The 25,892-nt window shown below is 66.4% G+C and carries 30 protein-coding genes; 10 read left to right on the top strand and 20 right to left on the bottom strand.

Annotation, left to right across the window (positions count from 1 at the left end; all coding sequences use genetic code 11):
• Positions 1-125 precede the first annotated feature (125 nt).
• Entirely contained in the window at positions 126-1,271 is a 1,146-nt protein-coding gene (locus tag OG405_RS11505) for an acyl-CoA dehydrogenase family protein (protein ID WP_327151618.1), read from the top strand.
• A gap of 73 nt (positions 1,272-1,344) precedes the next feature.
• Positions 1,345-1,962, top strand: coding sequence for a TetR/AcrR family transcriptional regulator (locus OG405_RS11500; protein WP_327152305.1), 618 nt, complete (start codon positions 1,345-1,347; stop codon positions 1,960-1,962).
• Positions 1,963-1,996: 34 nt separating this feature from the next.
• Here the strand turns inward: OG405_RS11500 and ligD are convergent, their stop codons facing one another.
• From ligD to OG405_RS11470, 6 genes are all read right to left on the bottom strand, one after another.
• Positions 1,997-3,007: a non-homologous end-joining DNA ligase gene (gene ligD / locus OG405_RS11495; protein WP_327151617.1), complete on the bottom strand. Its 1,011-nt coding sequence runs from the start codon at positions 3,005-3,007 to the stop codon at positions 1,997-1,999.
• Positions 3,004-4,089: an ATP-dependent DNA ligase gene (locus tag OG405_RS11490; RefSeq protein ID WP_327151616.1), complete on the bottom strand. Its 1,086-nt coding sequence runs from the start codon at positions 4,087-4,089 to the stop codon at positions 3,004-3,006. The genes ligD and OG405_RS11490 overlap by 4 nt, the downstream gene beginning before the upstream one ends.
• Before the next feature lie 104 nt (positions 4,090-4,193).
• Positions 4,194-4,574 (bottom strand): cold-shock protein, encoded by a 381-nt coding sequence (locus tag OG405_RS11485; protein WP_327151615.1) that lies wholly within the window; start codon positions 4,572-4,574, stop codon positions 4,194-4,196.
• 29 nt (positions 4,575-4,603) lie between these two features.
• Positions 4,604-5,710 carry an SPFH domain-containing protein gene (locus OG405_RS11480; RefSeq protein ID WP_327151614.1) on the bottom strand — a complete coding sequence of 369 codons (1,107 nt, stop codon included), beginning with the start codon at positions 5,708-5,710 and terminating at the stop codon, positions 4,604-4,606.
• A 23-nt stretch (positions 5,711-5,733) separates the two neighbouring features.
• Positions 5,734-5,961, bottom strand: coding sequence for an NfeD family protein (locus OG405_RS11475; RefSeq protein WP_327151613.1), 228 nt, complete (start codon positions 5,959-5,961; stop codon positions 5,734-5,736).
• 52 nt (positions 5,962-6,013) lie between these two features.
• Complete coding sequence (locus OG405_RS11470; RefSeq protein WP_327151612.1) at positions 6,014-6,637, bottom strand: TetR/AcrR family transcriptional regulator; 624 nt, start codon at positions 6,635-6,637, stop codon at positions 6,014-6,016.
• Between the two features lie 219 nt (positions 6,638-6,856).
• On the opposite strand from OG405_RS11470, the gene OG405_RS11465 reads away from it, so the two are divergent.
• Positions 6,857-7,525, top strand: coding sequence for a phosphatase PAP2 family protein (locus OG405_RS11465; protein WP_327151611.1), 669 nt, complete (start codon positions 6,857-6,859; stop codon positions 7,523-7,525).
• 99 nt (positions 7,526-7,624) lie between these two features.
• Here the strand turns inward: OG405_RS11465 and OG405_RS11460 are convergent, their stop codons facing one another.
• Genes OG405_RS11460 through OG405_RS11445 form a run of 4 tightly spaced genes read right to left on the bottom strand, consistent with a single transcriptional unit; the run spans position 7,625 to position 13,003 of the window.
• Positions 7,625-8,944, bottom strand: a complete 1,320-nt coding sequence (locus OG405_RS11460; protein ID WP_327151610.1) for a pyridoxal-phosphate dependent enzyme — start codon at positions 8,942-8,944, stop codon at positions 7,625-7,627.
• Complete coding sequence (locus OG405_RS11455; protein ID WP_327151609.1) at positions 8,941-10,440, bottom strand: decarboxylase; 1,500 nt, start codon at positions 10,438-10,440, stop codon at positions 8,941-8,943. Before OG405_RS11455 ends, OG405_RS11460 begins: the two co-directional genes overlap by 4 nt.
• Entirely contained in the window at positions 10,437-11,714 is a 1,278-nt protein-coding gene (locus tag OG405_RS11450) for a heavy-metal-associated domain-containing protein (RefSeq protein WP_327151608.1), read from the bottom strand. The genes OG405_RS11455 and OG405_RS11450 overlap by 4 nt, the downstream gene beginning before the upstream one ends.
• Positions 11,711-13,003, bottom strand: coding sequence for an aminotransferase class V-fold PLP-dependent enzyme (locus OG405_RS11445; protein WP_327151607.1), 1,293 nt, complete (start codon positions 13,001-13,003; stop codon positions 11,711-11,713). The genes OG405_RS11450 and OG405_RS11445 overlap by 4 nt, the downstream gene beginning before the upstream one ends.
• A 158-nt stretch (positions 13,004-13,161) precedes the next feature.
• Between OG405_RS11445 and OG405_RS11440 the strand changes: the two genes are divergently transcribed.
• Entirely contained in the window at positions 13,162-13,581 is a 420-nt protein-coding gene (locus OG405_RS11440) for a pyridoxamine 5'-phosphate oxidase family protein (RefSeq protein ID WP_327151606.1), read from the top strand.
• Between the two features lie 4 nt (positions 13,582-13,585).
• Here the strand turns inward: OG405_RS11440 and OG405_RS11435 are convergent, their stop codons facing one another.
• From OG405_RS11435 to OG405_RS11425, 3 genes are all read right to left on the bottom strand, one after another.
• Positions 13,586-14,020 carry a CBS domain-containing protein gene (locus OG405_RS11435; RefSeq protein ID WP_327151605.1) on the bottom strand — a complete coding sequence of 145 codons (435 nt, stop codon included), beginning with the start codon at positions 14,018-14,020 and terminating at the stop codon, positions 13,586-13,588.
• A 122-nt stretch (positions 14,021-14,142) separates the two neighbouring features.
• Positions 14,143-14,397, bottom strand: coding sequence for a hypothetical protein (locus OG405_RS11430; protein ID WP_327151603.1), 255 nt, complete (start codon positions 14,395-14,397; stop codon positions 14,143-14,145).
• Between the two features lie 357 nt (positions 14,398-14,754).
• Positions 14,755-15,009 (bottom strand): hypothetical protein, encoded by a 255-nt coding sequence (locus OG405_RS11425; protein ID WP_327151602.1) that lies wholly within the window; start codon positions 15,007-15,009, stop codon positions 14,755-14,757.
• Positions 15,010-15,219: 210 nt separating this feature from the next.
• Between OG405_RS11425 and OG405_RS11420 the strand changes: the two genes are divergently transcribed.
• Together OG405_RS11420 and OG405_RS11415 are read left to right on the top strand one after the other, a co-directional pair.
• Positions 15,220-15,438: a DUF397 domain-containing protein gene (locus tag OG405_RS11420; RefSeq protein ID WP_327151601.1), complete on the top strand. Its 219-nt coding sequence runs from the start codon at positions 15,220-15,222 to the stop codon at positions 15,436-15,438.
• 82 nt (positions 15,439-15,520) lie between these two features.
• Positions 15,521-16,408: a helix-turn-helix domain-containing protein gene (locus OG405_RS11415; protein ID WP_327151600.1), complete on the top strand. Its 888-nt coding sequence runs from the start codon at positions 15,521-15,523 to the stop codon at positions 16,406-16,408.
• A 73-nt stretch (positions 16,409-16,481) separates the two neighbouring features.
• Here the strand turns inward: OG405_RS11415 and OG405_RS11410 are convergent, their stop codons facing one another.
• The 4 genes from OG405_RS11410 to OG405_RS11395 form a co-directional block, all read right to left on the bottom strand.
• Positions 16,482-16,847, bottom strand: a complete 366-nt coding sequence (locus OG405_RS11410) for a hypothetical protein (protein ID WP_327151599.1) — start codon at positions 16,845-16,847, stop codon at positions 16,482-16,484.
• A gap of 121 nt (positions 16,848-16,968) precedes the next feature.
• Positions 16,969-17,628: an SDR family oxidoreductase gene (locus OG405_RS11405; RefSeq protein WP_327151598.1), complete on the bottom strand. Its 660-nt coding sequence runs from the start codon at positions 17,626-17,628 to the stop codon at positions 16,969-16,971.
• Between the two features lie 16 nt (positions 17,629-17,644).
• Complete coding sequence (locus tag OG405_RS11400; RefSeq protein ID WP_327151597.1) at positions 17,645-18,151, bottom strand: DUF2599 domain-containing protein; 507 nt, start codon at positions 18,149-18,151, stop codon at positions 17,645-17,647.
• Positions 18,152-18,263: 112 nt separating this feature from the next.
• The gene (locus OG405_RS11395) at positions 18,264-18,557 is read right to left on the bottom strand and encodes a hypothetical protein (protein WP_327151596.1); all 294 of its coding nucleotides are present in this window, start codon (positions 18,555-18,557) and stop codon (positions 18,264-18,266) included.
• A gap of 355 nt (positions 18,558-18,912) precedes the next feature.
• Here OG405_RS11395 and OG405_RS11390 point away from each other — a divergent pair, with 355 nt between their 5' ends.
• The 3 genes from OG405_RS11390 to OG405_RS11380 all read left to right on the top strand — a co-directional run bounded on the left by OG405_RS11390 (position 18,913) and on the right by OG405_RS11380 (position 22,077).
• Entirely contained in the window at positions 18,913-19,788 is an 876-nt protein-coding gene (locus OG405_RS11390) for a helix-turn-helix domain-containing protein (protein WP_327152304.1), read from the top strand.
• A gap of 192 nt (positions 19,789-19,980) precedes the next feature.
• The gene (locus OG405_RS11385) at positions 19,981-21,003 is read left to right on the top strand and encodes a transcriptional regulator (protein ID WP_327151595.1); all 1,023 of its coding nucleotides are present in this window, start codon (positions 19,981-19,983) and stop codon (positions 21,001-21,003) included.
• A 39-nt stretch (positions 21,004-21,042) separates the two neighbouring features.
• Entirely contained in the window at positions 21,043-22,077 is a 1,035-nt protein-coding gene (locus OG405_RS11380) for an alpha/beta hydrolase (RefSeq protein WP_327151594.1), read from the top strand.
• 85 nt (positions 22,078-22,162) lie between these two features.
• On the opposite strand, the gene OG405_RS29175 is transcribed toward OG405_RS11380, so the two are convergent.
• Both OG405_RS29175 and OG405_RS11375 read right to left on the bottom strand, forming a co-directional pair.
• Positions 22,163-22,306, bottom strand: a complete 144-nt coding sequence (locus OG405_RS29175; RefSeq protein ID WP_442790693.1) for a hypothetical protein — start codon at positions 22,304-22,306, stop codon at positions 22,163-22,165.
• Positions 22,303-22,866, bottom strand: coding sequence for a CGNR zinc finger domain-containing protein (locus tag OG405_RS11375; protein WP_327151593.1), 564 nt, complete (start codon positions 22,864-22,866; stop codon positions 22,303-22,305). The genes OG405_RS29175 and OG405_RS11375 overlap by 4 nt, the downstream gene beginning before the upstream one ends.
• 102 nt (positions 22,867-22,968) lie before the next feature.
• On the opposite strand from OG405_RS11375, the gene OG405_RS11370 reads away from it, so the two are divergent.
• On the top strand, positions 22,969-24,156 hold the full coding sequence (locus tag OG405_RS11370) for an epoxide hydrolase family protein (protein ID WP_327151592.1): 1,188 nt from the start codon (positions 22,969-22,971) through the stop codon (positions 24,154-24,156).
• Positions 24,157-24,277: 121 nt separating this feature from the next.
• Here the strand turns inward: OG405_RS11370 and OG405_RS11365 are convergent, their stop codons facing one another.
• Positions 24,278-25,864 (bottom strand): GMC family oxidoreductase, encoded by a 1,587-nt coding sequence (locus OG405_RS11365; protein ID WP_327151591.1) that lies wholly within the window; start codon positions 25,862-25,864, stop codon positions 24,278-24,280.
• Between the last annotated feature and the right edge of the window lie 28 nt (positions 25,865-25,892).

The raw sequence follows: 25,892 nt of genomic DNA, 5'->3' as shown, positions 1-25,892 counted from the left end.
CTCCGCTTCTCAGACATGGCGAGGTTCTGCTTCGTTGACATAGCGCCAATAGTGCGGAAAAGTCGTTGCCGGACGATCCGGCGCATCGGCGCCGGCCCGGGTGATCACGAACAGAGGACGCGGATATGGCACGCCCCGCATGGAGCGACGACGAGGTCGAGGCGGTTCGGGAACTCGCGCGCAACTACTTCGAGAAGGAAGTGGTACCGCACGAGGAGAAGTTCGTCGAACAGGGTCATCCGGACAAGGCGCTCTACCGGCGTGCCGGTGAACTCGGCCTGCTCTGCCCCGCGGTCTCCGAGGAGTACGGCGGCGGAGGCGGCACCTTCGCCCATGAGGCCGCGATCATCGAAGAGCAGGTACGTGCCGGTGACGGTGCCCTCGGTATCCCGGTCCACAGTTCGATCATCGCGCCGTACCTGGCCGAATTCGGTTCCGATGAGCTGAAGAAGCGAATTCTGCCCGAGGCGAGCAGCGGTGAGATGGTGTTGTCCATCGGAATGACCGAGCCCGGCACCGGGTCGGATCTGCAGGCGATCAAGACCCGCGCGGTGCGCGAGGGCGACGAGTACGTGATCACCGGCTCGAAGATCTTCATCTCCAACGGTTGGCTCTGCGACGGCATCATCATCGCCGCGAAGACCGACCCGGAGCAGGGGGCGGCCGGGGTCTCGCTGATCTTCGCCGAGGTCGACGACAACACCCCTGGTTTCACCCGCGGCCGGATCCTGTCCAAGATCGGCGGGAAGGGTCAGGACACCGCCGAACTGTTCTTCGACGGACTGCGGGTGCCCGTCACGAACCTGCTGGGCGGCGCCGAGGGCCAGGGCTTCTACCAGATGATGCAACTACTGGCCCAGGAGCGTCTGGTCACCGCCATCATGGCGGTGACGATGATGGAACGCGCGGTCGAGCTGACCGTCGAGTACACCAAGGGCCGCGAAGCCTTCGGTAAACCGCTCTTCGCCATGCAGAACACGAAGTTCGAACTGGCCGAATGCGCGACCATCGCCCGGACCAATCGCGTATTCCTCGACGACTGCATCACCCGCCACCTGCGCGGGGAACTCGACATCCAATCGGCCGCCATGTCGAAGTACTGGTCTACTGATCAGCTCGGTATCGTCGTGGACCGCTGCCTGCAACTGTTCGGCGGCTACGGTTATATGACCGAGTATCCGATCTCCCAGCTGTACACGGGTGCCCGGGTGCTTCGCATCCTCGCCGGCAGCAACGAGGTGATGAAGGATCTCATCGCTCGTGGGCTCTGACCTCGAACCCCAGCCCGCGGCCACGACCGAGGTCCCCTCAGCTCCCGGTGCGTTCGAGCACGGGGACGACGGACTGACCGAGCTGCCCCGGCGACGCCGGCTCGAACCGGACGAGCGCCGGGCCCAGATCTTGGCCCAGGCGATCGAAATGTTCGGTGAGCGGCCGTACGCTGCGGTGTCCACGGCCGAACTGGCACAACGCGCCGGAGTCGCCCGCGGCCTGATCAACCACTATTTCGGCAATAAACGCGACCTCTACCTCGCGGTGGTCCGCCGGATGGTCACCTTGCCGCGCGCCGACCAACTCGCGGTGCCCACCGGCAGCACCCGGGAACGGGTCGAGGCCAGTGTGCGCTGGCTGCTCGACACCATCTCCGAACACGGCAGCACCTGGGTGAAGGTGACCAGTCACGAGGGCGTCGGGGACGACCCGGAGGTGCAGCAGATCCTGGACGCGGCCGACGACGCCGCCGCGCAGCGACTGCTGGTCATGATCGGCCTGGCCGACGGCGAGGCATCGGAAGAACCTCGCCGGGCGATGGTCCGCGCCTACGGCGGTCTGGTGAAGGTCGCCGGCCGGGAATGGCTGACCCGCGGCACGATGACCCGGGAACAGGTGCACGCGCTGCTGGTCGACATGCTGAGCACCCTGGTCACCGAATCGCTACCCCGGGTGCACTGCCGGAACTGAGCCGCCGGATCTGGGGTCCCGCCGGGCGGGGCGTTCAGCCGTCCGTAGCGGGTTTGCGGGCGCGGCTGGGCTGCACCCGCGGTGGTTCGTTGGGCATCTTCGGGTACTGCGGCGGCCACGGCGCGTCCATGAGTCCGGATGTGAGATCGCGTTCGGACATCCGCAGCAGCGGTTCGATGCTCTGTGGTGGACGGGCCTCCCAGGGGTCACCGTATTCGGCGAGGCGGGCGGGCACCGTCCTGATCGTGAGTTCCTCGGGGACAACGGAATCCAGCTCATCCCAGGGCACCGGTGTAGACACCTGCGCGCCGACCTTCGGACGCACACACCAAGCACCGAAAACGGTCTTGTGCGGAGCGTTCTGGTTGTAGTCGACGAAAACCCGGCTGCCGCGCTCCTCTTTCCACCAGTGCGCGGTGATGTCGTCCGGATACCGGCGTTCCAGTTCGCGGGCCAGTGCCACGGCCGCGGCGCGGACCTCGTATCCGTCCCAGCGGGGCTCGAGCGCGATATAGAGATGCAGGCCGCGCGATCCGGAGGTCTTGACCCACGTTTCGATACCGAGTTCGGCGCATAGTTCCCGGGTTCGTATCGCGGCGGTGCGCAGCTCGTCGAAACCGATGCCCGGCGAAGGATCGAGGTCGATCCGCAACTGATCGGCGATCCGCAGATCGGGCACCGTATTGGGCCAGACGTGGAATCCGAGACAGCCCTGATTCACGGCCCACAGCACATGGGCCAGATCGTGTGCCACCAGTGCATCACTGGTCGTCCCGTTGGGAGTGGAGACCTCCACCGTGTGCAACCAGTCCGGAGCGGATTTCGGCACCCGCTTCTGGAACCACGATTTGCCCGACGCGCCGTCGGGGTAGCGCTCCAGCAGCAGCGGCCGCCCACCGTTGACCCGGAAGAACGGCTCGGCGACGCTCTCGTAGTAGCGCACCAGGTCGAGTTTGGTCTCACCGCGCCGAGAGAAATACACCTTCGACGGGTTGCTGATGGTGAGCACCCGGCCGGCGGCTTCGATTTCCATGGTTTCGCTCATTTCGCCACCGAGGCACCGAAGATCTCGTGCAGTTCGGCGGGCGCGGCTTCATCCAGCTGGGCGTAGGTGCACGATTCGGGCGTGCGGTCGGCACGGAACCGGACCAGCCGTCCGCCGTGCCGGAAGCGCCCGGATTGTAGATGCTCGTACCGCACCTCAGCGACCAGTTCCGCCCGCAGCGGTTCCCAGGAAAGGTCCTTGCCGCCGCTCCAGCGGCTCACCCCGCCGGGCATGGAGCCTCCCGATTCGGCCTGCGCCGCGGCATCGGCCCATTCCCGCCACGGATGGTTCGTCAGCGCGTTCTCTCGGAGGGGAGCGAGTTCGCCGACCAGCTCGGCGCGCCGCGCGGCGGTGAAACTGCTCGCCACCCCCACATGGTGCAATCGGCCCTCGTCGTCGAAGAGCCCCAGCAGTAGGGAACCGACCCCCTGCCCGTCCTTGTGCCAGCGGAAACCCGCCACCACACAGTCGGCTGTCCGCTCGTGCTTGACCTTGAGCATCACCCGCTTGTTCTGCTGATACGGCTGGTCGTCGGCCTTGACCATCACACCGTCGAAACCGGCGCCCTCGAACCGGGTGAACCAATCCCGGGCCACCGCCGGATCGCCGGTGAGTGGGGTGAGATGCACTCGGCCGGGTTCGGTGTCCAGGATGGTTTCGAGCAGCCGCCGGCGTTCGCGAAACGGTGCGCCGGTCAGATCCCGGTCACCGAGCGCCAGCAGGTCGAAAGCCACGAAACTCGCCGGAGTCTCCGCGGCGAGCTTGGCCACTCGTGATGCCGCCGGGTGCAGGCGTTGCTGTAGGACGTCGAAATCGAGCCCGTGCTCGGTGACCAGCACGATCTCTCCGTCCACGACACACCGGTCCGGCAGCGCGGCGCGCAGCAGTGCGGCGACCTCGGGGAAATACCGGGTGAGCGGCCGATCGTTGCGGGAACCCAGTTCCACCGAGTCACCGTCGCGGAATACCACGCAGCGGAATCCGTCCCATTTGGGCTCATAACTCAGACCCGGGCCCGGCGGAATATCGGGCGCGGATTTGGCCAGCATGGGCCGGACAGGCGGCATCACCGGTAGATCCACACGATCCTCCTCGGGTCGACTCACCCGTATCGACGCCGTGGCCGGCACCGAATCATCGCCCCCGATGATAGGAGTTCGAACCGACAGATCGCCGGATCCGGCCGTCAGCCGTCGATCCAGCCCTGTTCGACCGCGAAATCGGTGAGCCGCTGCCGGATGGTGACGATCTCCCCGGCCGTCAGCGCCGGGGAGGCGTCGAGAAGTAGTTCGGTGACCAGCCGCGTGTGTTCGTCGGCCGTCAACCGGGTACCGTCCGCCACCGGTTCGGACCGGACAGGTTGGCCGCGTGGCGACCGGAGGTTGATCGCCTTCGGGCCACGATCGCCCTCGGCGACATCGAATTCGAACACCCGTCCCTGCCGGAGTTCGTCCTCGCCCAGGCCGATATCGTTGACGTGTACGAACACGTCGGGTCCACCGTCCTCGGGGCGGATGAAACCGAATCCCCGCGATCCGTCGAACGACACCAATTTCCCGCTGGCCACTACACCGCTCCTCGCCACAGTCCTGCCGGTCACTCTATATCCGGTTTTTCCTGATCGGTGGTCGAAAGCGCTTTTTGCAGCGAGTTGAATACGGTCAACCCCTGCCCGACCATGCCGTTGAGCAGTTCGCCGACCCCGTCCGGCCCGTTCAGGACTGTCAGATTGGCGTTGGAAAGTCCGCGCGCGGCCTGTTCCACGATGAGCGGCAACTGTTCGATGAGCATCTGGTCGAGTGCGATGCGGTTGTTGGAGGCTGCTGCCTCGGCCTGGATCCTGGTGCGATTGGCCTCGGCCTCAGCGAGGATCCGCACCCGCTCGGCTTCGGCCTGCGCCGGTTTGACAACTTCGGCCTGCAACTGCTGCTCACGCAGTTCGGCCTCTTTTCGGGCCTGGGCGGCCTGCGCGCCGAGCACCTCCTGCTGGGCGAGGGCGGCGGCAAGCGGTCCGGCCGCGGCGGCTTCGGCTTGGGCCTTGTCGATATCGCGCTGATAGCCGGCCTTGAGGATCGACGTCTCCCGCGAGTACTCGGCCTGTTTACGCAGCGATTCCTGTTCGGCCTCGGCCGAACGCTGTGCGGCCTGCGATTTCGCGATATGTGCGTCCCGGTGCACGGCCGCGTTGTGCGGTGCGGCCAGTGCGGAGATATAGCCCAGATCGCCGTCGTCGATGGACTGGATCTGGAACGAGTCGACCCACAGGCCGATATTGCTCATCTCCACCTTGGACGCGACCAGAACCTCGTCGGCGAGCCGCTGACGCTCCCGGATGATCTCCTCCACCGTCATCGAGCCGATGATGGACCGCAGATGACCGGAGAAGATCCGCCCGGTCAGCACCGACATCTCCTGTTCCTGTTCGGAGAGGAAACGCTGGGCCGCGTTCACGATGGAGGCGCTGTCGTTGGCGACCTTGAACGCGATGACCGCCCGCACCTGCAGGATGATGGCCTGTTTGGTCACACAGCGTTCGGTGATCTCGGCCTCGAACATCGCCAGCGACAGGTAGCGGACCTTGCGGAAGAACGGCATCACCCACGTGCCGCGTCCGATGATCACCCGGAACGGGGTGGCGTCGCGACTCTTGGCACCGCTGACCAGCATCGCCTCATCGGGATCGGGCACGTGATAACCCAGCACGTAAAACTCCTCGCGTCGTGTTGCTACGGTGCCGGGTCCGGCGTGAGGGGTATCCAGGGCACCACTTCGGCGATACGACCGGAATCGACAGCGATGACCAGCACGGTGCTCCCGGCCGGGATCGTTTCGGCGGCTCGCGCGATGTACCCTTCGGTTCCCCCACGGACGGCCACCAGGACCTCACCCAGCGTCCCGGGGCCTCGGATCGGCGAGATCAGCTTACCGGTCGATCCGATAACTTCGTCGTGCAATTTCTCCCCGATCTTCTTGCCCGGCCGTTGTATCCGGGAACCGGGCCCGAGACTAGCGATACAGTCCGCGGTACGCCCCCAGCATGGCGACGAGATGTTCGATGATCTCCGCGCGGGTGGCGCGTAGTGAACCGTTGAGCCAGGCCGAGAACATCCCCGCGTTCCCACTCGCCATGGTGACCGAAGCGAGCCGCCGCCGGACCGGATCGTCGATCCGATAGAAGAGGTGATCCTGGATGAGCCGAGTGAAGGCGGGCATCACCGCGATGGTGGTCTGTCCGAGACCGGTGCTGGAATACGGCTCCACCAGGAACAACCGCGATTTGCGGGGGTCCTCGAGCACTTTGTCCACCAGCGCTTCGGAAAGCGCCCGGTCACGCGAGGCATCGTCGGCGACGGCGAACGCGGTCATCGGATCGAGGAAATCGTCGGCGATCTGCCGGTAGAGCACATCGAGCAGTTCGTCGCGGCTGGCAAAACTCTCGTAGAAGTACCGATCGGTGAGGTTGGCCCGGCGGCACACCGCCCGCATGGTGACTCCGGCGGCGCCGGATTCACCGATCAGATCGAGCGCGGCCTCGAGCAGCGCGCTGCGTCGTGCCTGCTTTCGTTCGGAAAGCGTGGTGCCACCCCAGATCCGGGGTCCGCTGTCGTCCGATCGCTCATCTGAATGCACCCGTCCACAGTAGTGGGCGTGTGCCGCCGGTCGCGCCGGGTGGTCGCCGCATGGTTGGGGCGGGCCGCAGGTCAGGTGTGGGCGTCGGGGTCCGGCGGCCGGGCGACGAGAACCGCCCGGCCGGCAGTGCGGATAGCGGCGTCCGGACCTGCCCGGACCGCTCTCTCCACGCCGTGCCGCACGGACGCCGGTCGACAGCGTACGGCTAGGGTGAAATACGTGCTCGGGCTCGCAGTGGTGCTGTTCGCGGTATTCGCCGCGACGACCGGATACGTCGTCGTGGGCGATGCCACGGTCCATATCGACCGGCCTATGCACGACTGGGTGCTGACCTGGCGTACCGAAACGCTCACCACGGCGGCCACGGTGATCACCCATGTCGGCGGATCGGTGGTCATGTGGGCACTGGCGTTATCGGCCTGCGCGGTCCTGGCGAAGCGCGGAGCGAAGGCGGATCTACTACTGGTTGCCGGGGTGGGGGCGGCGTCGGCGATTCTGGTGCCGGTAGCGAAGCAATTGATCGGCCGACCCCGGCCACCGGTGGCCGACCACCTGGTAGAGGTGAGCAGTCCGGCATTCCCCTCGGGACACAGTGTCGGGTCGGCCGCGGTGGTCGGTGTCCTGGCCGCTCTGTTCTGCATGCGGACCACGCATCGGCTGGTGGGCATGATCGTCGCGGCCCTCGCCGCCACATTCGTCGTGCTGGTGGGACTTTCGCGGATATACCTCGGGGTGCACTGGCCCACGGATGTGCTCGCCGGCTGGACGCTGGGTGGGCTCCTGGTCGCGGTCGGGGTACTGATCCGGACCCGCGCGGAGGATGCGGGCCCGCCGACGGACAGCCCCGGTTCCGCCGTGGGATCCGGCACGGAGGCAACCGTCGAGTAGGCGCCCCGCAGTGAACGGAGCGCCTGTCCCGACCATCTCCCGGCTGCTCGTCGAGGTCGGTTCGGTGAGCCCGGACCGATGCCCGCGATCGCCGGTCGGTCAGTTCTCGCGTTCCAGCTCCAGACCGGCCGCCCGCCAGCCCGCGATACCACCGTCCAAGCTGTAGGCGGTATGCCCGGTCCGCCGTGCGGTCGCGGCGAACTGCCGGGAGATATCGCCGGTGGGGCAGGTGAAGACCACCGGGCGGTCCCGGGAGAACGGTGTGCCGTGGGTGAACAGGTCGGTGAGTCGATCGTCGGGGATATTGAGCGCACCCGGAATATGGGCGACCCGATAGGCCATCGCACCGCGCGTGTCGACGATCACCGGATGTGCGGTGCGCACCAGGTCGGCCAATTCGGCGGGATTCAGTGAGGGCGCGGCAGCGATCTCGGCGGAGTCCGGCGGGCGGGGACCGGTCTCGCGGCCGAACAGTTCGGGTCGGCGCTGCTCGATATAGGAGAGATACGGTTCGAGCCGGTCACACACGATGATCACCCCGACCGCGGGAGCCCCCGTGCGACCGGGCCGGGCGAGCACCGCACGTGCGGCGGCGTAGGCGGCACCGCTGGTGGGCCCGGCGAGGACGCCGTACCCGGTGGCGAGTTCGAGCGTGGCCTCGATCGCGGTTCCGGATCCGATCGCGACGATCTCGTCGTAGAAATCGGGCCGGAACAGGCCCACTTCCCACATTTCCCGTTCCGATCGGATACCGGGAATGAAATCTTCCCGTTCGGATACCACCGCCACCGTCCGCAGATCCGGGTGGAATTTGCGTAGATAGCTGCCCGCGCCGCGACTCGAACCGGTGGTGCCCAGACCACCGAAAAGGTAGTCGATCCGCTCGATTCCGGCAGCGGTGAGGTCTTCGTGGATCTCGTATCCGGTGCCGTCGTGATGGGCGGCGATGTTCTTCTCGCTGGTGTACTGGGACAGATGCCGGAATCTGCCGGGTTCGGCGGCCATGGCCGCGTCGATCGCCGAGTACACATCGTTCGGGGTGGTGGGGTCCGGGCATTCGGACAGCCCGGGCAGTTCGACGATGTCGGTGCCGAGCAACCGGAGCAGGTCGCGCACCTCGCCGACCTTGATCCGATTGGTCATGGCCCGCAGTCCGAGGCCGTGGATCGCGCCCAGAATCCGCAGCGCTTTGGCAGTGTTGCCGCTGGACGCCTCGATCAACGTCCGGTGCTGTGTCCGCAGGGTTTCGAGTTCGTCGCGCAGCATCGCCCATGCGACGCGGTCCTTGACCGAACCGAACGGGTTGTGCGATTCGAGTTTGGCGTAGAGGTCCACACCGTCGAGCCCGTGGACCGCGGGGTCCAGGTGGAGGAGGGGAGTGTCACCGATCAGGTCGGTGATGTGCTGGTAGATCGTCACGAAACCTCGGGAGATGTCGAGTCGGTGGTGGGGGAGGATGGCCGGTAGTCCGTGTCGGATACGGCCAGGAATCTCCCGTCGCGACGGACCACCGCCACTTTCGCCGCAGGTGGGTGCATGGCCGCGGCGGCCGCCGACAGATCCATGTGGTATCCCGCAGTATTCGGGAACACGATCAGGTCTCCCGGCCGGGGCAGCCACGGTAACCAGACCATATGTGTGGTGACGAGATCTCTCTCGAGGCAGAGTCGGCCGGCCAGGAAGACGCCGACCGGGTTCCCGGCAGGTGCCTTCCTGTCGCCCGGCAGCAGCAGCGGGTCGGCCATCACCTCCTGATCGGCCGGGGTCACCGCGTCGCGGCTGATATCGACATGGACGAGCACACTGCCGTCGGAAGATTCCTTCGTGAATTCCACCCGCGCCACAGTGATTCCGGCGTGATCGGCGAGGGCCTTCCCCGGTTCCAGCCAGATATCGAGCAGGTTGTCCTCGGCCACGCGGGCGATACTGCGGCCGCCGTGGCGCTCGAGCGGGGCACGCAGGAATTCGGTCAGCATTTCGGCGGCGGGCACGGTGTTGGAGTACTTGTGGAATACCGGTGTCCCGCGCAGCGTTCCCCCCTCGACGTGATAGCCGAAGGTGTTGTTACCCCAGCTCATCGCCGCACCCTCACCGATGAGGGACGCACGCAACCGATGCACGTAGTCGTCGAACCGGTCACCGTCGGCGGTGAACACCTGGCGCAGCCCGCCGCCGATGTTCAGCACTGTCGGCGTGAGGCCGGCGGCGTAGGCCTGTTCGAGCAGTGCGAAACAGGCATCGGCGGCACGTACCCGCTCGCCGCTGTCGCCGGTGTCGAGATGGAACGCTGTGCCGTGGAACAGGAGCCGATCCCGGTGCTGGGCCAGCAAAGCGAAGGCGTGCTCCATCCGATGCGCCGGAATTCCGAAGCGGCTCACCTGAGAACCGGTGAAGCCGCTGATACGGAGTAGCACGGGAACCGGGTGAGCAGGATCGGCAAGGTCGGCGAGTGTCTGCAACTCCCATTCGTTGTCGACGTTCACCGTGACCCCGGAACCCACCAGAACCCGAAGGAACGCCTCGCCTTTCGGTCCCGTCACCTCGATCCGACCGGGGGTGAATCCGGCGGCCAGCGCCGAATCCAGTTCACCGGGTGAGGCGACGTCCACGCCGATCCCGTGTGCTGCGGCCGTGCGGACCAGGGACCGGGACCGGTTCACCTTGTGCGCGTAGCAGATCCGATATCCGGTCCGGGCGGCGTCGAGTGCCGCGGCCAGCCGACCGATATTGCCCGCGAAAACCTGCGGGAAGAGGAGGTTCGCCGGGGTCCCGAACCGGTGCAGCACCTCGTCGAACGCGGTCCGGTCGGCGAGGAAGGACTCGACGAGCGGATCCCAGCGCGCCGGTAGCGAAGGCGGGTCGGCGTGCACGGCAGGCGTGGACCGGTCGACGCGCAGCGGGCGGCGTAGGGTCATCCGCGGCTGCCCCGGCGTATCGGGTCCGGTCGTTCGCCCACCGGGTTGTATCCACCGTCGCGCAGCGCTTCGAAGGCGCGATCCCGGTTCCGTGGGCTGCGGAACTCGGCCACGACCCGCTTGCTGTCGAGGTCGATATCCATGACCCGGATATCCATCGATTCCAGGACTCCGCCGATTGTGCGTACGCAGTGTTTGCAGGTCATATCGGGGACATAGAAGGTCTGGTCCTCCGCGGCCGCCGGGCCGGTGCCCGACGCGGGCCGGGCCGCGACGGCGACCGGTTCGCAGCGTTCCGCGATATCGGTGAAGGTCTCGACCAAGCGGTCCACTACTCCCGACAACAGCGTGGAGTTCGTGGTGCCGTCGCGGTGGGTGACCGCGGCGAGGCAGATCGGGTGCTCGCCCGCGGGTAACAGCGCGTATTGGCGGGAGATGAGGTCCAGGTCGTCGTGATAGCGGGCGATCGCCTCGGGCACGCTCAGCCCTTCTCCGGTGGTCGCTCGATCCATGACCCGGTGCGCGTCGGCGACGGTCGCTTCCTTCATCGCCCGCAGTGTCGCCACCGACTGCGACGAATACCGCACCGTCCCGTCCGGTTCGGTGCGCAACGTCACCGGGATCATCCCGCGCCGATATGTGGAGGCCTGGAGCTCCCAGAACCATCGGGTGGCGACCGCGGTGAATATTCCGGAATCGCGTAATCCACAAGCGAATTCGCCGGCGGTCCGGTACTCGGTCTGCTGGGCGATCAGCGCATGCTGGGCGAGTGCCCGGCCCGCGGATTCCACCCCGACCCGGAAGATATCGATAGGCTCGTGATCAGTGGTGGTACCGGCCAGCACCGCGTGCGCCGTGAGGTCGAGCCGGGATATCCGATCGGCCAGGTCCTGGTCCTCGTCGATGGATCGCCAGAGCGTGAGCACCGCCTCCCGGGCGGCAACAGGTACGAGCGGCCCCAGCGCATCCGCCCGGTAGAACCCGGTATTGGGGATCCCGGCGCTGTCGACCCAGGTCATCCGGTGGGTGGCAGAGGTGACTTCGTCGGCCGGGCAGGGCCTCATGAACCGTTCCAGGTAGAGCCGCTGCGAGAAGGTCAGGTGACTGTCCGGTTCGGCACGCAACTCGGTCGCGGTGTATTCGACTCTGCCCACCGGCCCCGGGCGCCGGGCGGCGAACAGATCCGCCGGGGCGAGCTCGGCCAGGATCCGGGCGGCGGCCCGCCGGTCGTAGTGGGTTGTGGCTTCGGTGGATGCGCTGATCTCTGGGGTCATTGCAGCTCCTCGGCGAGAGTTCGGACGCGGGCTACGAAGCGGTCGATATCGTCGAGTCCGGTGTAGATATGGGTGCTGACCCGCACCGATGCGGGTTCGCCACCGGCCTCGGGCACGCAGTGGGCGCCGGTCCGGACGAGGAAGCCGTATTCGGCGAGGACGAATCCGAGATCCGCCGCGGAAATCCCGGCCAGGGTGAACGAGACGATGCCGTATCCGTCGTCGTCGGGCCCGTGGGCGGGCCCCGGCAGGAAACTCACGCCGGACACTGCCCGCAACCCGCGGATCAACCGCCCGGTCAGTGTCCGGTTGTGCGCCGCGATTGCGGACATTCCGTAGGAATCGAGCACCTCGAGGGCCGCGCCCATGGAGAGTATCCCCGGGATATTCGGAGTGCCGCCCTCGAGCAGACCCGGCATGATGCCCCCGGTGAAACCGGTGGCGGTGAGGGTCGCGTCAGTGGTTCCGCCGGGGAGGAACGGGCGCAGTGCGGGATGGGTCCGACGGTGGCAGTACAGGATTCCGGTGCCCGGCGCCGCGAACATCTTGTGCGCCGCGAAGGCCGCGAAATCGGCGCCGAGCGCCACCACGTCCATCGGGATATGGCCGCCGCTCTGGCTGCAGTCGAAACAGAGCAGCACCTGTTCGGGCATCCGATCGCGTAGTTCGGCCAGGGTCGTGAGGGCGCCGTACACATGGTGCAGGTGGGTCACGGTGAGCAGCCGGGTGCGGGGGCTCAGTTTCCCGGCGATATCGGTGGTATCCGCCTGTCCGTCCGGGGTGACCGCATAGGGCACGAGTTCGATTCTGCGGCCGAAACCCGCGAGGGTGTCCCGGAGCAGGAACCAGGGTGCGATATTGGCCGCGTGGTCGCGAGGACTGTAGAGGATCTCGTCCCCGTCCCGCAGAGCGGTCAGTCCCCAGGACAGCGCGACGGCATTGAGCGCGGCGGTGGCGCCGCCGGTGAACACGATCTCGTCGACGTGGGCGGCGCCGAGGAACTGCGCGGTGTGGGCCCGGACGGCGGCTATGCGCTGGGTGAGCGTTGTCGACCAGGGGTAGGTGCCGCGCGCCGCGTTGGCGGTGGCGACGGCGTGATAGTCCCGGACCGTATCGATCACAGCTCGGGGTTTCTGCGTGGTGGCGGCACTGTCCAGATAGGTTTCCGCGCTTTCGGCCAGTGCCGGAAAATAAGTACGGATGTCGGCCGGCAGCAGGGCGGGCACCGGGGCTGCCGACACCTCAGGAACGAGCACCGGATACTCCGGACGGCGCAGGGGTGATCCCATGTGATCGCTCCTTCCGCCGATCTGCCCGGACTGCGAACAACGATACTCATTGTCGGAAAGTTCGCCCAGTGCAGTTGGTGCGCAGACAGTTTCGCCCACGACGGCGACCCGGCGGCAAGGTGCTGGGAGATGTCGGTGGCCGGCGCTATGGTTCCGATATGCCACTCACCCCGGATGAAAGACAGTCGTTTCTGGCCGAACCGCATGTCGGCGCATTTTCGGTCTCGGCGGGTCCGCGGCGGGGCCCGCTCACCGTACCCATCTGGTATCAGTACGAGCCGGGCGGTGACCTGTGGGTGCTGACCGGGGCGGAATCGGAGAAGATGCGCCGAATTCGGGAGGCGGGGCGGTTCAGCTTGATGGCCGAGCGGGTGGCACCGACCGTTCGCTATGTGAGCGTCGAGGGCCCGGTGACCAGGGTCGAGCCGATGAGCGACGAGCAGCACCGGGGTATGGCGTCGCGCTATCTACCGCCCGAGCAGGTGGAGGACTATCTGTCCTTCGCTGAGGCCGAGTTCGGTGAGCAAGTTGTGGTGTACATGCATCCACAGCGCTGGTTGTCCGCCGACCTCGGCTGAGTGGTCAGTAACCACCCTGTAGATATTCGACGAGTTGCTCGCGCTCGGTTTTGAGCTCGGAGATGGCGCTTTTGACCACGTCACCGATGCTCACGATGCCGACCAGCTCGCTGTCGGCGACCACCGGCAGATGTCGTATCCGATGATCGGTCATGATCCTGCGGAGCCCTTCGATATGGTCGTCGGGGGCGCAGGTCCGGACTTCGGTGGACATGATCCGGGATACCGGCCAATCCAGTAGCGCGGTGCCGTGCCGGTGCAGGGCGCGGACGATATCTCGTTCGGAGACGATTCCGGCGATCCGGCTGCCGTCGGGCGACACGACCACGGCTCCGACGTTGTGTTCGGCCAGTAGCGCCAGGAGCGCGCGGATATCGAGATCCGGACGCGCGGTCGTTACGGCGCTGCCCTTGTTACGCAGTATCTCAGCAATTCGCATGGTCACCATCCACATCAGGCGCGGGATTCCAGAATCCCGCGCCTGGTGCTCGAAAGCCAGCACGAATCGGCATCGGCCGATCCTGCTCGGCGCTACACCGTAGCCGTGCTTCTCTCGGGAACCTATTCGTCGTCGAGTCCTGCGGAGAGATAGGCGGCGGCAGCCAGCCACTGGCGGCACTGCGGCCCGTGCACATCGTGGATATGCAGGATCTCGCGCGCTTGCCGGTACGTGAGTACCGGCGGCTCGGCATTGCAGTCGGTGCCGGCTTCCGGCGCCCCGTAGTGGCGAATCGGTTCCGGATGATGCCCGAGTGAATGAGTACCGCCGGTGCTGCCGACGACACTCCGATGGGGACTTCGGAATGGTTGGATCATTCGGTGGCCCCTCACATGCGACGTTGCGGGGCGACACCTCCGGCCGGCGAATCAGCCGGAGAAAATGCTGCGTATCGCCCCTCCTGTGCGCCTGAGTCTAAGCCGATGTCGCTTGCAAATGCAAGTACATCTGCAAACAACAGACGAAATTGCAGTTGCGGTTCGGCCGGACGATTTCGTGGTGACCGACGCTGTGGCGCTACATCTTCCGGTATCTGCGCGACCGCTGCCGTGCACGCGGGGCTCTCGACAGCGATCAGTGCTTGCGGCCCACGCCGCCGTAGGCGGAGAGCGGCCGGAGGGCATTGTCATCGGAGCTATCCGGGCGCCACCGATCGATCGGCACCACTCCCGGTTTCATCGTTCCAAACCGTCGAACGCGGCACGGATCTCCGGCGGGGGCCGGAAGATGCAGGGCACACCCCCGGCGCCGGTGTAGTGGCGGCACAGCGTCACATATGCCTCGCTGTCGTCGGTGCCGTCCCGGGGTGTCAGGTAGCTCCCGGGTGAGGTGGCCTCCACGGCGGTGTGCACGATGCGCCGCACGGCTGGTGAAACGGATGTCCCCTGCGACAGTACAAGACTCGCGGCAGCCGGCGGGGTGGTCGGCACAGCTCGTTCCGTGCACCTCACTCTCCGCGCATCGGTGAATCGGCGGCCCGGCGGGGTTTCGCGGGGCTCCGGGGCTCGTGGGCGCGGTTCGGCGAACTTCGTGCTATCGTCCTGATGTCGGTGCAGATGCAAGAACACCTGCGTTTGCATCTGTAAGGACCGACGGTATGCGACAGTGGCGTCAGCGACCATGAGCAAGGAGTGGGTCCTATGTCGGAAGTAAGGAACCAGGTGATCGGAGCCTGGCGGAAGAGCACTTTCAGCAACCCGAGCGGGAACTGTGTCGAGTTCGCCGAGGCGGCCAACAACTTGGTGGCCATGCGCAATTCGCGATTCCCCGCCGGCGGCGTGCTCTTCTATACGCGCCCGGAGATCGAAGCTTTTCTGCAGGGCGCCAAAGCCGGAGAGTTCGACGATCTGGCGGGCTGAGAGGTAACATGAGCCGTCGGCGTGGTGCGCCAGATCCGATGAGTGGCGCACCGTGGGTTAACCCGAAAGCGGAGACGACTCCATGATCGCAGAGCCCGAGAACCGTGGTGGCGCGCAATCCGTCGAGGCGGAGCGTGGCCCCACGGTTCTACGCATCGCTCTGGGCGGCCAGTTGCGAAAACTGCGCGAGAGCAAGAAGATCACCCGAGAGGCCGCGGGCGATGCCATCCGTGGCTCCCACGCGAAGATCAGTCGGCTCGAGCTGGGCCGGACGAGTTTCAAAGAGCGGGATATCCGGGACCTGCTGACGCTGTACGGCGTCGACGATCCCGGAGAGCGAGAGAGTTTCCTCGAGCTCGCGCGCAAGGCGAACGAACCGGGCTGGTGGCACCGCTACGGCGATCTGCTACCACCCTGGTTCGGCCAATATCTGGGGCTGGAGCAGGCGGCCAGCAAGATTCGTACGTATGAATCGCATCTGGTTCCGGGTCTGTTGCAGACGCCGGATTACGCCCGAGCTGTTGTGACGCTGGGCTACGAGGATTCCGATACCGATCGCCGGGTGGCATTCCGCCAGCGTCGGCAGGAAATATTGCATCGCACCGACCCGCCGGTGATCTGGGCGGTGCTCGACGAAGCGGCACTCCATCGACCGGTCGGTGGCCGGGATGTGCACCGGGCGCAGATGGAACATCTGCTGGATCTGACCCGGTTGCCGAATGTAACGATCCAGGTGGTCCCGTTCTCCGCCGGTGAACATGCCGCTGCGGGAAGCTCTTTCACGATTCTCCGGTTCGCCGAGACGGACCTGCCCGATATCGTCTATCTCGAACAGCTGACCAGCGCGCTGTATCTGGATCGACGCGAGGATCTTGCGCTGTATCTGTCGGTGATGGACCGGTTGAGTGTGCAGGCGGCACCGCCGGAGGAGTCACGCAGGATCATCGCGGACTATACGAAAGGCCTGTGAGCGCAGCGGCGAAAGCCGCGACAAAATATCGTCTCGGCGCCGAACCGCCGAGACGATATTTGTGTGAAGAGCTTCAGGCCCGAATGAAAGTCGACGCGACGCGCCAGAAGGCATCCGGCTGCAACAGACGGAAATCCCAATCGTCTGCCAGTGCATGAGCGGTGGTGACGATCTGATCGATATCGAAATCGTCACGCGTTGCCGCGCCGGTGGATTCTATTGCGTCGATGACGAATTCGACCGCGGTTTCGCGGGTCGAATCGCCGAGTGGGCGGCCGCTGCGGACGCCGAATGCAGTCATATCAATACCGTTCGCCGGCTTGCCGATCGGGGCGGGATCGATTCTTGCTGAACTCGTTCCGAATCGAGTCGGATCCAAAGGGCTCTCCCGCAGCTGCGGCAGTAAACCTCTGGCGAATGTTGTCGTCGGCTCACTCACGCGGCCTCCCCTTGTTTTCCCCTGTATAGCGGTGTGGGAAGAGTCTAGGTCGGCGGTGCTTTCAAATGCAAGTACATCTGCACGATCGATTCTTTGTGTCGGAACGGTTTTCGGTGCCGAATCAGGGGGCCAGTGCGGCGACCGCCGCCTCGATCGGAGTGCTGCCGCCTACCAGATCGAGGGTCAGACCGGCGGTATGGCTCGCATCGAGCAGTTCGGCGAGGACCGCGGCCACATCGGCACGCGGGATATCTCCCCGGTCGAGCCGCTGCGCCGCCAGGGTGACCGATCCGGTTCCGGGGGAATCGAGCAACCGGCCCGGGCGCAGGATGGTCCAGTCCAGGTCACGGCCCCGCAGATCGTCCTCGGCCTGGGTTTTCGCCTCGATATAAGCCGCCCACACTTCGTCGGTTCCGGCAGCGGGTGCCACCCCCGCACCCATCGCCGAAATCTGCAGGAACCGGCGAGTACCCACACGTTCGGCGGCCTCGGCCAGCAGAACCGACCCGTCGCGGTCCACCGTGTACTTACGGGCCACCCCGCTGCCCGGTCCGGCGCCGGCGGCGAATACCACCGCATCGGCCCCCTGGACGGTCGCGGCCAGATCGGTTACCACGGCCTGCTCGAGATCCAACACCACGGATTCGGCACCGGTGGCATACACCTCGGGTGCGTGCGCGGAGTTACGGATCAGGGCGATGACGCTGTGGCCCCGTCCGGTGAGCAGTTCGGCGAGCAGCAGGGCGATCTTGCCGTGTCCACCGGCGATGACGATGCGCATGAGGGTCCTCTCGTGGTCAGCGTTCGGGTCCGCCGGGATTGCAGGCGGCATCGACGGTCGCGTCGTAACCCACCGACGGCCGCCAGGGTTCCAGATTCCAGGTCGGTTTGTCCGCAGCGATGAGGCGCGCCCACTCCCAGTGGCAGCGGAACTGATCCCACATCCCCGGAACGTCCGCGCCCGGATCGGCGGTGCGGATCTCTTGCCACGCGCGGAGATCGGATCCGGGAAAAGTGGTATCGCGACCGGCCCGCGTCGGGTGGACCATCAAACGCGGGCCGTCGGCGTTCTCCGTCCATTCCACATAGTCGATCAGCGCCAGGCCGGCATAAGGGTCGACCGTCGGGGTGGGACGCGGGGTGCGGTGCGTCACGGGTCCGGCAACCGCAGTGGTGATCGCTGTGGTCGTGGTGGCGGGCGGACTATCGGAACGGGTCTCGGAGTTCGAGCCCGCGCATCCGGTGGCGACAGCCGAGGCTATCGCGAGTACACCGGCCGCGCGGGCCGCGGGTTCGATCGGCATACGCGCTCCTGCGGTCGGAGCCGGCCCGCCCATCGCGCCGGCTGCCTCCGAGCCTAGAGGGTCGGCCCGCTCCGGTGCGGTTTCGCCGAGGAGTGCGGCGCGCTCATCTCACTCAGCGCCACAGGCTGTGGCAGGGTAGCCTGCGCAAGTCGGGCCTTATCTTGCTGTCCACGGTTACCGTGAGGCCCGCGTGCACTGCGGCGGAGGTGAATTCCCAGGCTTCGGAATTGGTGGCCGCGTACTCCAGGACGAGAGCGTTGCCTGCGGCGGGACCGTCGAAGTAGACGGTGACCCGGCGGGTGAGATCGTCGCGGGCGGTGTCGTCGCGTCCGGCAGTGGCCGGTGTCGTGGCGTCCAAGATCCGCGTCTCCTTCCGGGCGTCCGCAACGGCGCCGTCGAATCCCACAGTAGGTTCGCACCATTGCTGAGAACATGTTCCGGCAGTGGGTCTGGGGAATTCACAGGACGTCGTGGAGCGGTGTGTGGGTGGTTCACCACGGCCCGGGAGAACGGTCGTCGCGCCGGTGCCGTCGTTGTACATGGTGCGGGCAACGGATCCGCACGGCGGGCGCACCGGAATGCCTTATCCTCGCGAATGTCGTTCACGCCACGGGTGTTTCGTTTGGTCTCCGGCACCGCTCCCATGCGAAAATCGAATAATGGGTGCTTCTGGGATGCGATCGGCGTTGGAGACGGAGTCCTCGTCCGTACCGGGATCCACGGCGCGAAACGCGGCCGACGGTGGACCGACGGTGCTGCGGATGGTGCTCGGCGGTCGGCTGCGGCGGCTGCGGGAAGCCAGCGGATTGTCACGGGAACAGGCCGGCGACCACATCCGCGGTTCGGATTCGAAGATCAGCCGGCTCGAGCTCGGACGAACCAGTATCCGGGAGCGTGATCTGGTGGACCTGCTCGGACTGTACGGCGTCACCGATTCCGAGGAACTCGATGCCTTCCAGGAACTGGCCCGGCAGGCCAATACGTCCGGATGGTGGCATCGGGACAACGACTGGCTGCCGAAATGGTTCGATATGTACCTGGGCCTCGAGCAGGCCGCGCAGGTGATCCGCTGCTATGAACCGCGTACTGTGCCGGAGCTACTACAGACCCCGGAGTACGCCCGTGCCCTACTGGCACTGGCCCATCCCGGGGAACCCGAGGACGCGATCGAACGGCGAGTGGCGTTGCGGATGCGCCGCCAGCACATCCTGGACCGGGCGCACCCCCCGCATCTGTGGCTGATCGTGGAGGAGGCCGCTCTCACCCGCCGAATCGGTGGTTCGCGGATCTGGGGCGCGCAGATGGACCAGTTGCTGGCCGCGGCCCGGCAACCGCACATCACAGTGCAGCTGCTGGCCGACCATGTAGGTGGCCCCGCGCTGACCGACGGTGCGTTCACCTACCTCCGATTCGCCGAGGCGGATCTGCCCGATATCGTCTACCTCCAACAGCTCACCGGCGCTCTCTATCTGGATAAACAGGCAGATCTCGACGCTTACCGCGCGGTCGCCAACCAGCTCTCGGTGCACGCGGCACCGCCGGAGTACACCCCGGGCCTGTTGACGGCGCTGCGGCGGCGGCAGCCGCGCATCCTGGATCAGCCCGCACGCCGGGAACAGAGCCGGACCGGTCACTGACCCCCTCTGCCGACCGCTGAGCTTTCGCCCGGCCGTCGTCTCCGCCGGAATCAGCCGGGTATTGCGTGCCCGACCGGCAACTCGTTACCGTCTTGTGATCGAACCCAAACCGCGGCACGGTCACTGATGAACTGTCCGGACAAACGGTAGATCGTCTCGATCGGCCGCGAGAGAGGTTACTGTCCGGTAGTTATGGTGGGCAGTAGAGCCGATTCCGGGATAACGGACCTGGAAACCGAACTTGTGGCGCATCTGCGGCGCCGCGATCGTTTCACGGGGACCACAGATGTGGTCACGACGGTTCGGCACTGCCTCGCCGATATCGCGGAAGATCTCGCCCCCGAACTCGCGGCCCCCGCCGCCGCTCCACCGGCTGTGGTGGCCGCGGCGGTGCGCTGGGCGCGTGAGGGGGTGGCGCTGGAAACGGTGCTCACCGCTTGTCACGGATGCGCGCGGGACGCACTCGAATTCCTCGTCGAGCGAATCGCCGACGCGGCCTTGCGGGCGGAAGCGATGGTCGACGGCGCTCGGCTGCTGGTGCGGGTGGTTGAGGTCGTGACCACGGCCGCCGCGGCGGCCTACCTGGACGAACACCGTGTTGTCGCGCGGGAACACCAGACATCCGCGCAGACGATGGTGGCCGCGTTGTTGAGCGGGCACGGTGTGGCCACCCTGGCGAAACATGCCGGTATCCGAGTGGCGCCCGCGTATCAGGTTGTGGCACTGGCTATCCCGCCGCACGCGGAAGAGCAGGCGGGCGGCTTCGAGGCAGTCTCGGCGGCGCGCCGGAAACTGCGCCGGGTGCAGGCGGCGCTGGGCACCCCGCTGGGATCGCGGTCACTGTCGCTGCTGCGTACCGACGGCGGCACGGTGCTGATACCGCTGGAATCCCCGCAGTCCGTCCTGGGTGGCCGAACGGCCCCCGGCGTGATGAGCGCGGAGGTGCTGCAACTGGTCGCCGAGGCGGCGGAGGTACGGCCCACGGCGACCGTTGTCTCCGGGACCACCGCGGCGGTGCCGGAACTGGCCGGCCGCGCCCACGATGTGCTGGACCGGCTGCGTACCAGCGGCCAACCGCCCGGGCTGTACAGCATGACCGAAGACGCGACCGCCGAGCACGACGGTGCGGTGGCCGACACGAGGCAGGTGCACCGGCTACCACGCCCCGCCGGAACGGGTCGGCGGTCCCGGCCGGGTAAACCGGGGGCGGCGTGAGGCAGGGGCCGGTGTGTGAGCGTTACTGCGAGGTATGAGATGAGATCACCTGTTCCGGTCTTGGCAGTCCTTGCGGTGGTGAGCGCGGTCGCCGGTACGTTGGCCCCGGCTGCCGCGGCTCCGGCCTCGCCTCCGGTGGCACCGGAGGCCCCCGCCGCGAGTGAGTCGCAGTCGGTCGCACAATTGCTGCGCGTTCAGGTGCTCGACGACCGGCGGATCCGGTTACATATCCGTTCGGTCGCCATGGGGCGCGAGATAGCGATCGATACGCTGGTCGGTTCCGGTCCGGCGCCCCGGCCCACGCTGTACCTGCTCGACGGCGTGGACGGCGGTCCGACTTCGGGGTGGCTGACCCATACCGGAGCCGCGGAGTTCTTCGCCGAAAAACCGGTCGATGTGGTCCTGACGACCGGTGGTACGGCGAGTATGTACGCCGATTGGATCCGGGTGGACGCCGCGCTCGGGCTGAATCGCTGGGAAACCTTCCTCACCGAGGAACTGCCACCCATCGTCGAGAAGTATCTGGGCTCCAACCGCACCCGCGCCATCGCCGGTGTGTCCATGGGTGCGCAGGCGGCGATGATGCTGGCCCAGCGGCATCAGGGCTTCTACAACGGTGTGGCCGGGATGAGCGGTTGCTATTCCACCTCCGATCAGCTCGGCCGCGCGGTGACGACCATGACTGTCGCCTCGCGTGGCGGTAATCCGGAGAACCTGTTCGGTCCACCCGCTTCGCCGGAATGGCTCGCGCACGACAGCATGCTGGGGGCGGACAAATTGCGGGGCACCCGGATCTACGTCTCGGTGGCCGACGGGACTCCGAGCGATGCGGCGCTGATGTCCATCGGTGACAGCCCGGAGATCCTGGCGGTTCTGCTGGGTGGCGGATCGCTGCTGGAATCGGGGGCCCGGTTGTGTACGGAGAGATTCGCCGGCCGCCTCACGGAACTGGGTATCCCCGCCGTCGTGGATTACCTGCCCGAAGGAATGCATTCCTGGCCGGATTTCGAAGTGCAATTGCACCGTAGCTGGCCGACGCTGAGCGCTGCCCTGGGAATTCCACAGGATTCCTGAATTTCGCACGCCCGGCCCGGGAATCGCGGCCGGACGCACAATTTCGATGGCCGTCACCGGTATACCGGCGGCCGAGATGGTCCTGCTAGGTCCTCAGGACGGCGTCCCGGGCGCCGAGCGCGCGTACGATTGGTGCGCTGTCACGGGCATTCTGCAGGGTGGTCGCGGCGGTATTCTCCTGGTGCACCCGCTGTGGTGGGATACCCCTGTGGATGAGCCGATCGGTCATCGCGGCGGCCTCGATCTGGCATTGAAGCGTGCCTTCTTCTGGCGATTCCCGCACGTGTTCATGTCACACCATTTGCGGGTGCGACTCTGACTGGTGTCGAAGAAGGCGGCTCGGCAGGTCGGCGATGCGCACAAGGCCAATTTTCCGTCTCGTTCACCTGCGATGATGCTGATCGCGTCGGCTGCGATCACGCTCAGGGCATCTTCTATGCAGGAATCCGAGCTGAGTCGCCATCGACGATTGCCCTCAGGCGTCAGGACAGCCGCCGCCCGACCCCGAATGCTGCGGTCATTGATGACTTGGACAGCAGGCGCGGGGAGAGCGTCTCGGGTCGCTGTGGCTGTCGCGGCGACGTGAATTGATTCCCTCAGTTCCCGAGCGAGTTCGAGCTGGGCGGTGGTGCAGGAGTCCACGGCCAGGCCGCTCACGGCCAGCCAGTCGACGAGTCGCTGCGGCGTGGGAATGCGCTCCACAGCGTCGCCATGACGCTCCGACAGAGTCCCCGTGAAGCTGGTCGCAAGCACGCTACCGAGGCGAAAGTCGGGGAACTCGGCACGCATGGAACCACCTTAGCAGGTTGCCGACGGGCATCTGGACGTGTTAGAACCGTCTAAGCCGGTTCGCGATCAGTTGTCGCCGGCTCCCGATGGCCAGGAGGTCTCATGCCCCGCCCGACAAGCGACGTGCAACCATTCGAAGCCCACGCCACCGACGCCGACCTGGATGATCTGCGCGCGCGATTAGCCGCGGCGCGGCTACCGGAGGCCGAGACGGTCTATCGCGCCGCACCCGACCCGCGCCGATGGGAACAGGGCGTTCCTCTCGCCGATCTCGTCGATGTCGTGAACTACTGGCGCACCGGGTACAACTGGCGGTCGTTCGAAGAGCACCTCAACCGAATCGGCCAGTTCCGCACGACCATCGATGATCTGGGAATCCACTTCCTGCACCGCCGATCCGGGCGCGCAGATGCCACGCCTCTGATCTTGACGCACGGCTGGCCGGACAGCATTGTTCGGTTCATCGATGTAGTAGACGAGCTGGCAGATCCGAAAGAGGCCGACGCGCCGGCGTTCCACGTCGTGGTCCCGTCGCTACCGGGCTTCGGTTACAGCGACAAGCCGGCCACCACCGGGTGGGGAACGGAAAAGATCGCGGCCGCATGGGTGGAACTGATGGGAAGGCTCGGCTACAACAAGTTCGTCGCCCACGGCGGCGACTGGGGAGGCAATATCACCACCGTCCTCGGCGGCAGGTTCCCGACGCACGTTCTCGGAATCCACACAACTTTCGCGGCGGCACCGCCCGGGCTGACAATCGACGGGCTGACAGCGGTCGAGCGCGAATGGATCGAGGAGAGCCGCGATTTCTGGGGTGGATCGCCGACGCGTCACCGCGCGGCGTACGCGAAGCAGCAGGCGACCCGACCGCAGACCATCGGCTATTCGCTCGTCGACTCACCGGTCGGGCTTCTCGCCTGGATCCTCGACAAGTTCGCGGAGTGGACAGATACCGAAGACAGCCCGTTCGAGACGATTTCCAGAGACCGCGTTCTGGACGACGTCACCCTGTACTGGCTGACGCGGACCGGCGCATCGGCGGCCCGCATCTACTACGAAAGCCACAACTCGCTGGACCCCGAACTCCGGGTCGACGTCCCGTCGGCACTCACTATGTATCCCCGCGACGTCGAGAAGTGTCCACGTCCCTGGGCGCAGGAGCGGTACCGGCAGATCGTCCGGTGGAGGTCGCCCGAAACCGGGGGACATTTCCCGTCGCTGGAGGTCCCCGAGTATTTCGTCGAGGACCTGCGAGAAGGACTCGCGGCGGTGCTGGCCGCCGATCGGTGAACGCGGTGGGGTGCCGGGGTTCGGAATCCGTCCGAGGTGCAGCCCGGTGAGCGTCTTCCGGTCCGGCGGCCGGCGGATCCGGTTGTCACCGGCTCGCAGCGCGTGCGAGCCGGTGGTGCATTCATCCGCGGGTGAGGAAATCGGCGGCCTTGGCTCCGATGAACACACTCGGCGCGTGTGTATGCCCACGCACCAGGACCGGCATGATCGACGCGTCGGCGACCCGTAACCCCTGGACACCGCGGACCCGGAGTTCTGGATCCACCACGCTGTCCTCGTCCGACCCCATCCGGCAGGTACCGGCCGGATGGTAGAGGGTGTGGGCGTAACCGTTGAGCGCCAGCGCCCGGGTCGTCGCCGCGGCTCCGTCGCCGGGTGCGTCCGGCGGGTAGCAGAGGGGGCCGAGGATCTCCTTCATTGCCGCGGTCTCGGCGATATCCGCGCAGTGCTGCAAACCGGTCATCAACGCCGCCCGGTCGATCCCTTGCTCGTCGGAGAGGTACTTCGGATCTATCACCGGTTTGGCCAGCGGATCCTTCGAGGTCAGGGTGATCGTGCCGCGACTGTGTGGGCGCAGCAGGACGGTCGCCAGGATGACGCCGTGTGCGGTCGGGTCGATCAAACCCTCGTGGTAGAAGGGTGCGGGCGCGTAGACCAGCTCGAGGTCGGGGTGTTCGAGCTCGGGCCGGCTGCGGACGAAACCGTATGCTTCACCGACATTCGAGGTGAGCATGCCGCGGTGGCGCAGCAGATAATTGACCAGCTGGGCCGGCTTCTCGGCGTCGAACAGCGAATCGGCGCTCACCCCGTATCCGAGCCCGGTGACGAGATGATCCTGCAGATTGGCGCCGACCTCGGGCGCGTGATGGCGCACCTCGATCCCGTGCCTCTCGAGTTCCGCGCGGTCACCGATCCCGGACAGCATGAGAAGTTGCGGGCTGTTGATCGCGCCGCCGCAGAGTACGACCTCCTTACGGGCCGTCACCTTCTCGGTCCGCCCGCCCCGCGAGTACTCGACACCGACGGCGCGGTCACCGTCGAACAGCACCCGGGTGACAGTGGCCTCTGGGAACACCTGAAAGTTGCGCCGTTTCAGCGCGGGGCGCAGATAGGCGTCGGCGGTGCTCCAGCGTCGGCCTTTGTACTGGTTGACCAACGTCTGGCTGAACCCCTGCGGCTCGGGCAGATTGGGTTCCTCCACCGTGAAACCGCGTTCGGTCACCGCCCGGAGATAGGCCGCCGTCGAGGGCCGCGGGCTGCGCTGACGCGAGATGTGCAGGGGCCCGCCGGTGCCGTGGTCGGGGCTGGTGGCACCCTCGACGTCCTCGATCGCACGGAACTGCTCGACAGCCTTGTCGAAACCCCATTCCGGGCCGGCGGCGGCGGACCACTCCTCGTAGTCGGCGCGGAAACCGCGCACCCACATCTGCGCGTTGAGCGAGGACGACCCGCCGAAGGTCTTCCCGCGCGGCCAGTAGATCTGCCGGTTGTCGAGCTGCGGTTGCGGTTCGGTGAGGTAGTCCCAGTCGTAGGCGGTGCGGAAGAGCTTGGAGAACGCGGCCGGTATATGGATGAATTTGTCCTTGTCGGCCGGGCCTGCCTCGAGCAGGATCACCGAGCGGCCGGGATCCGAACTGAGCCGGTCCCCGAGCAGGGCTCCGGCCGATCCCGACCCGACGATCACATAGTCCGCACTGACTTCTGTCACCTTCGCACCTTTCGATCTCGTGTACCGC

This window comes from Nocardia sp. NBC_01329 (genome assembly GCF_035956715.1).
Taxonomy (GTDB): Bacteria; Actinomycetota; Actinomycetes; order Mycobacteriales; family Mycobacteriaceae; genus Nocardia.
The sequence above is the reverse complement of the archived record's forward strand: the minus strand, read 5'-3'. Positions and strand labels throughout refer to the sequence as shown.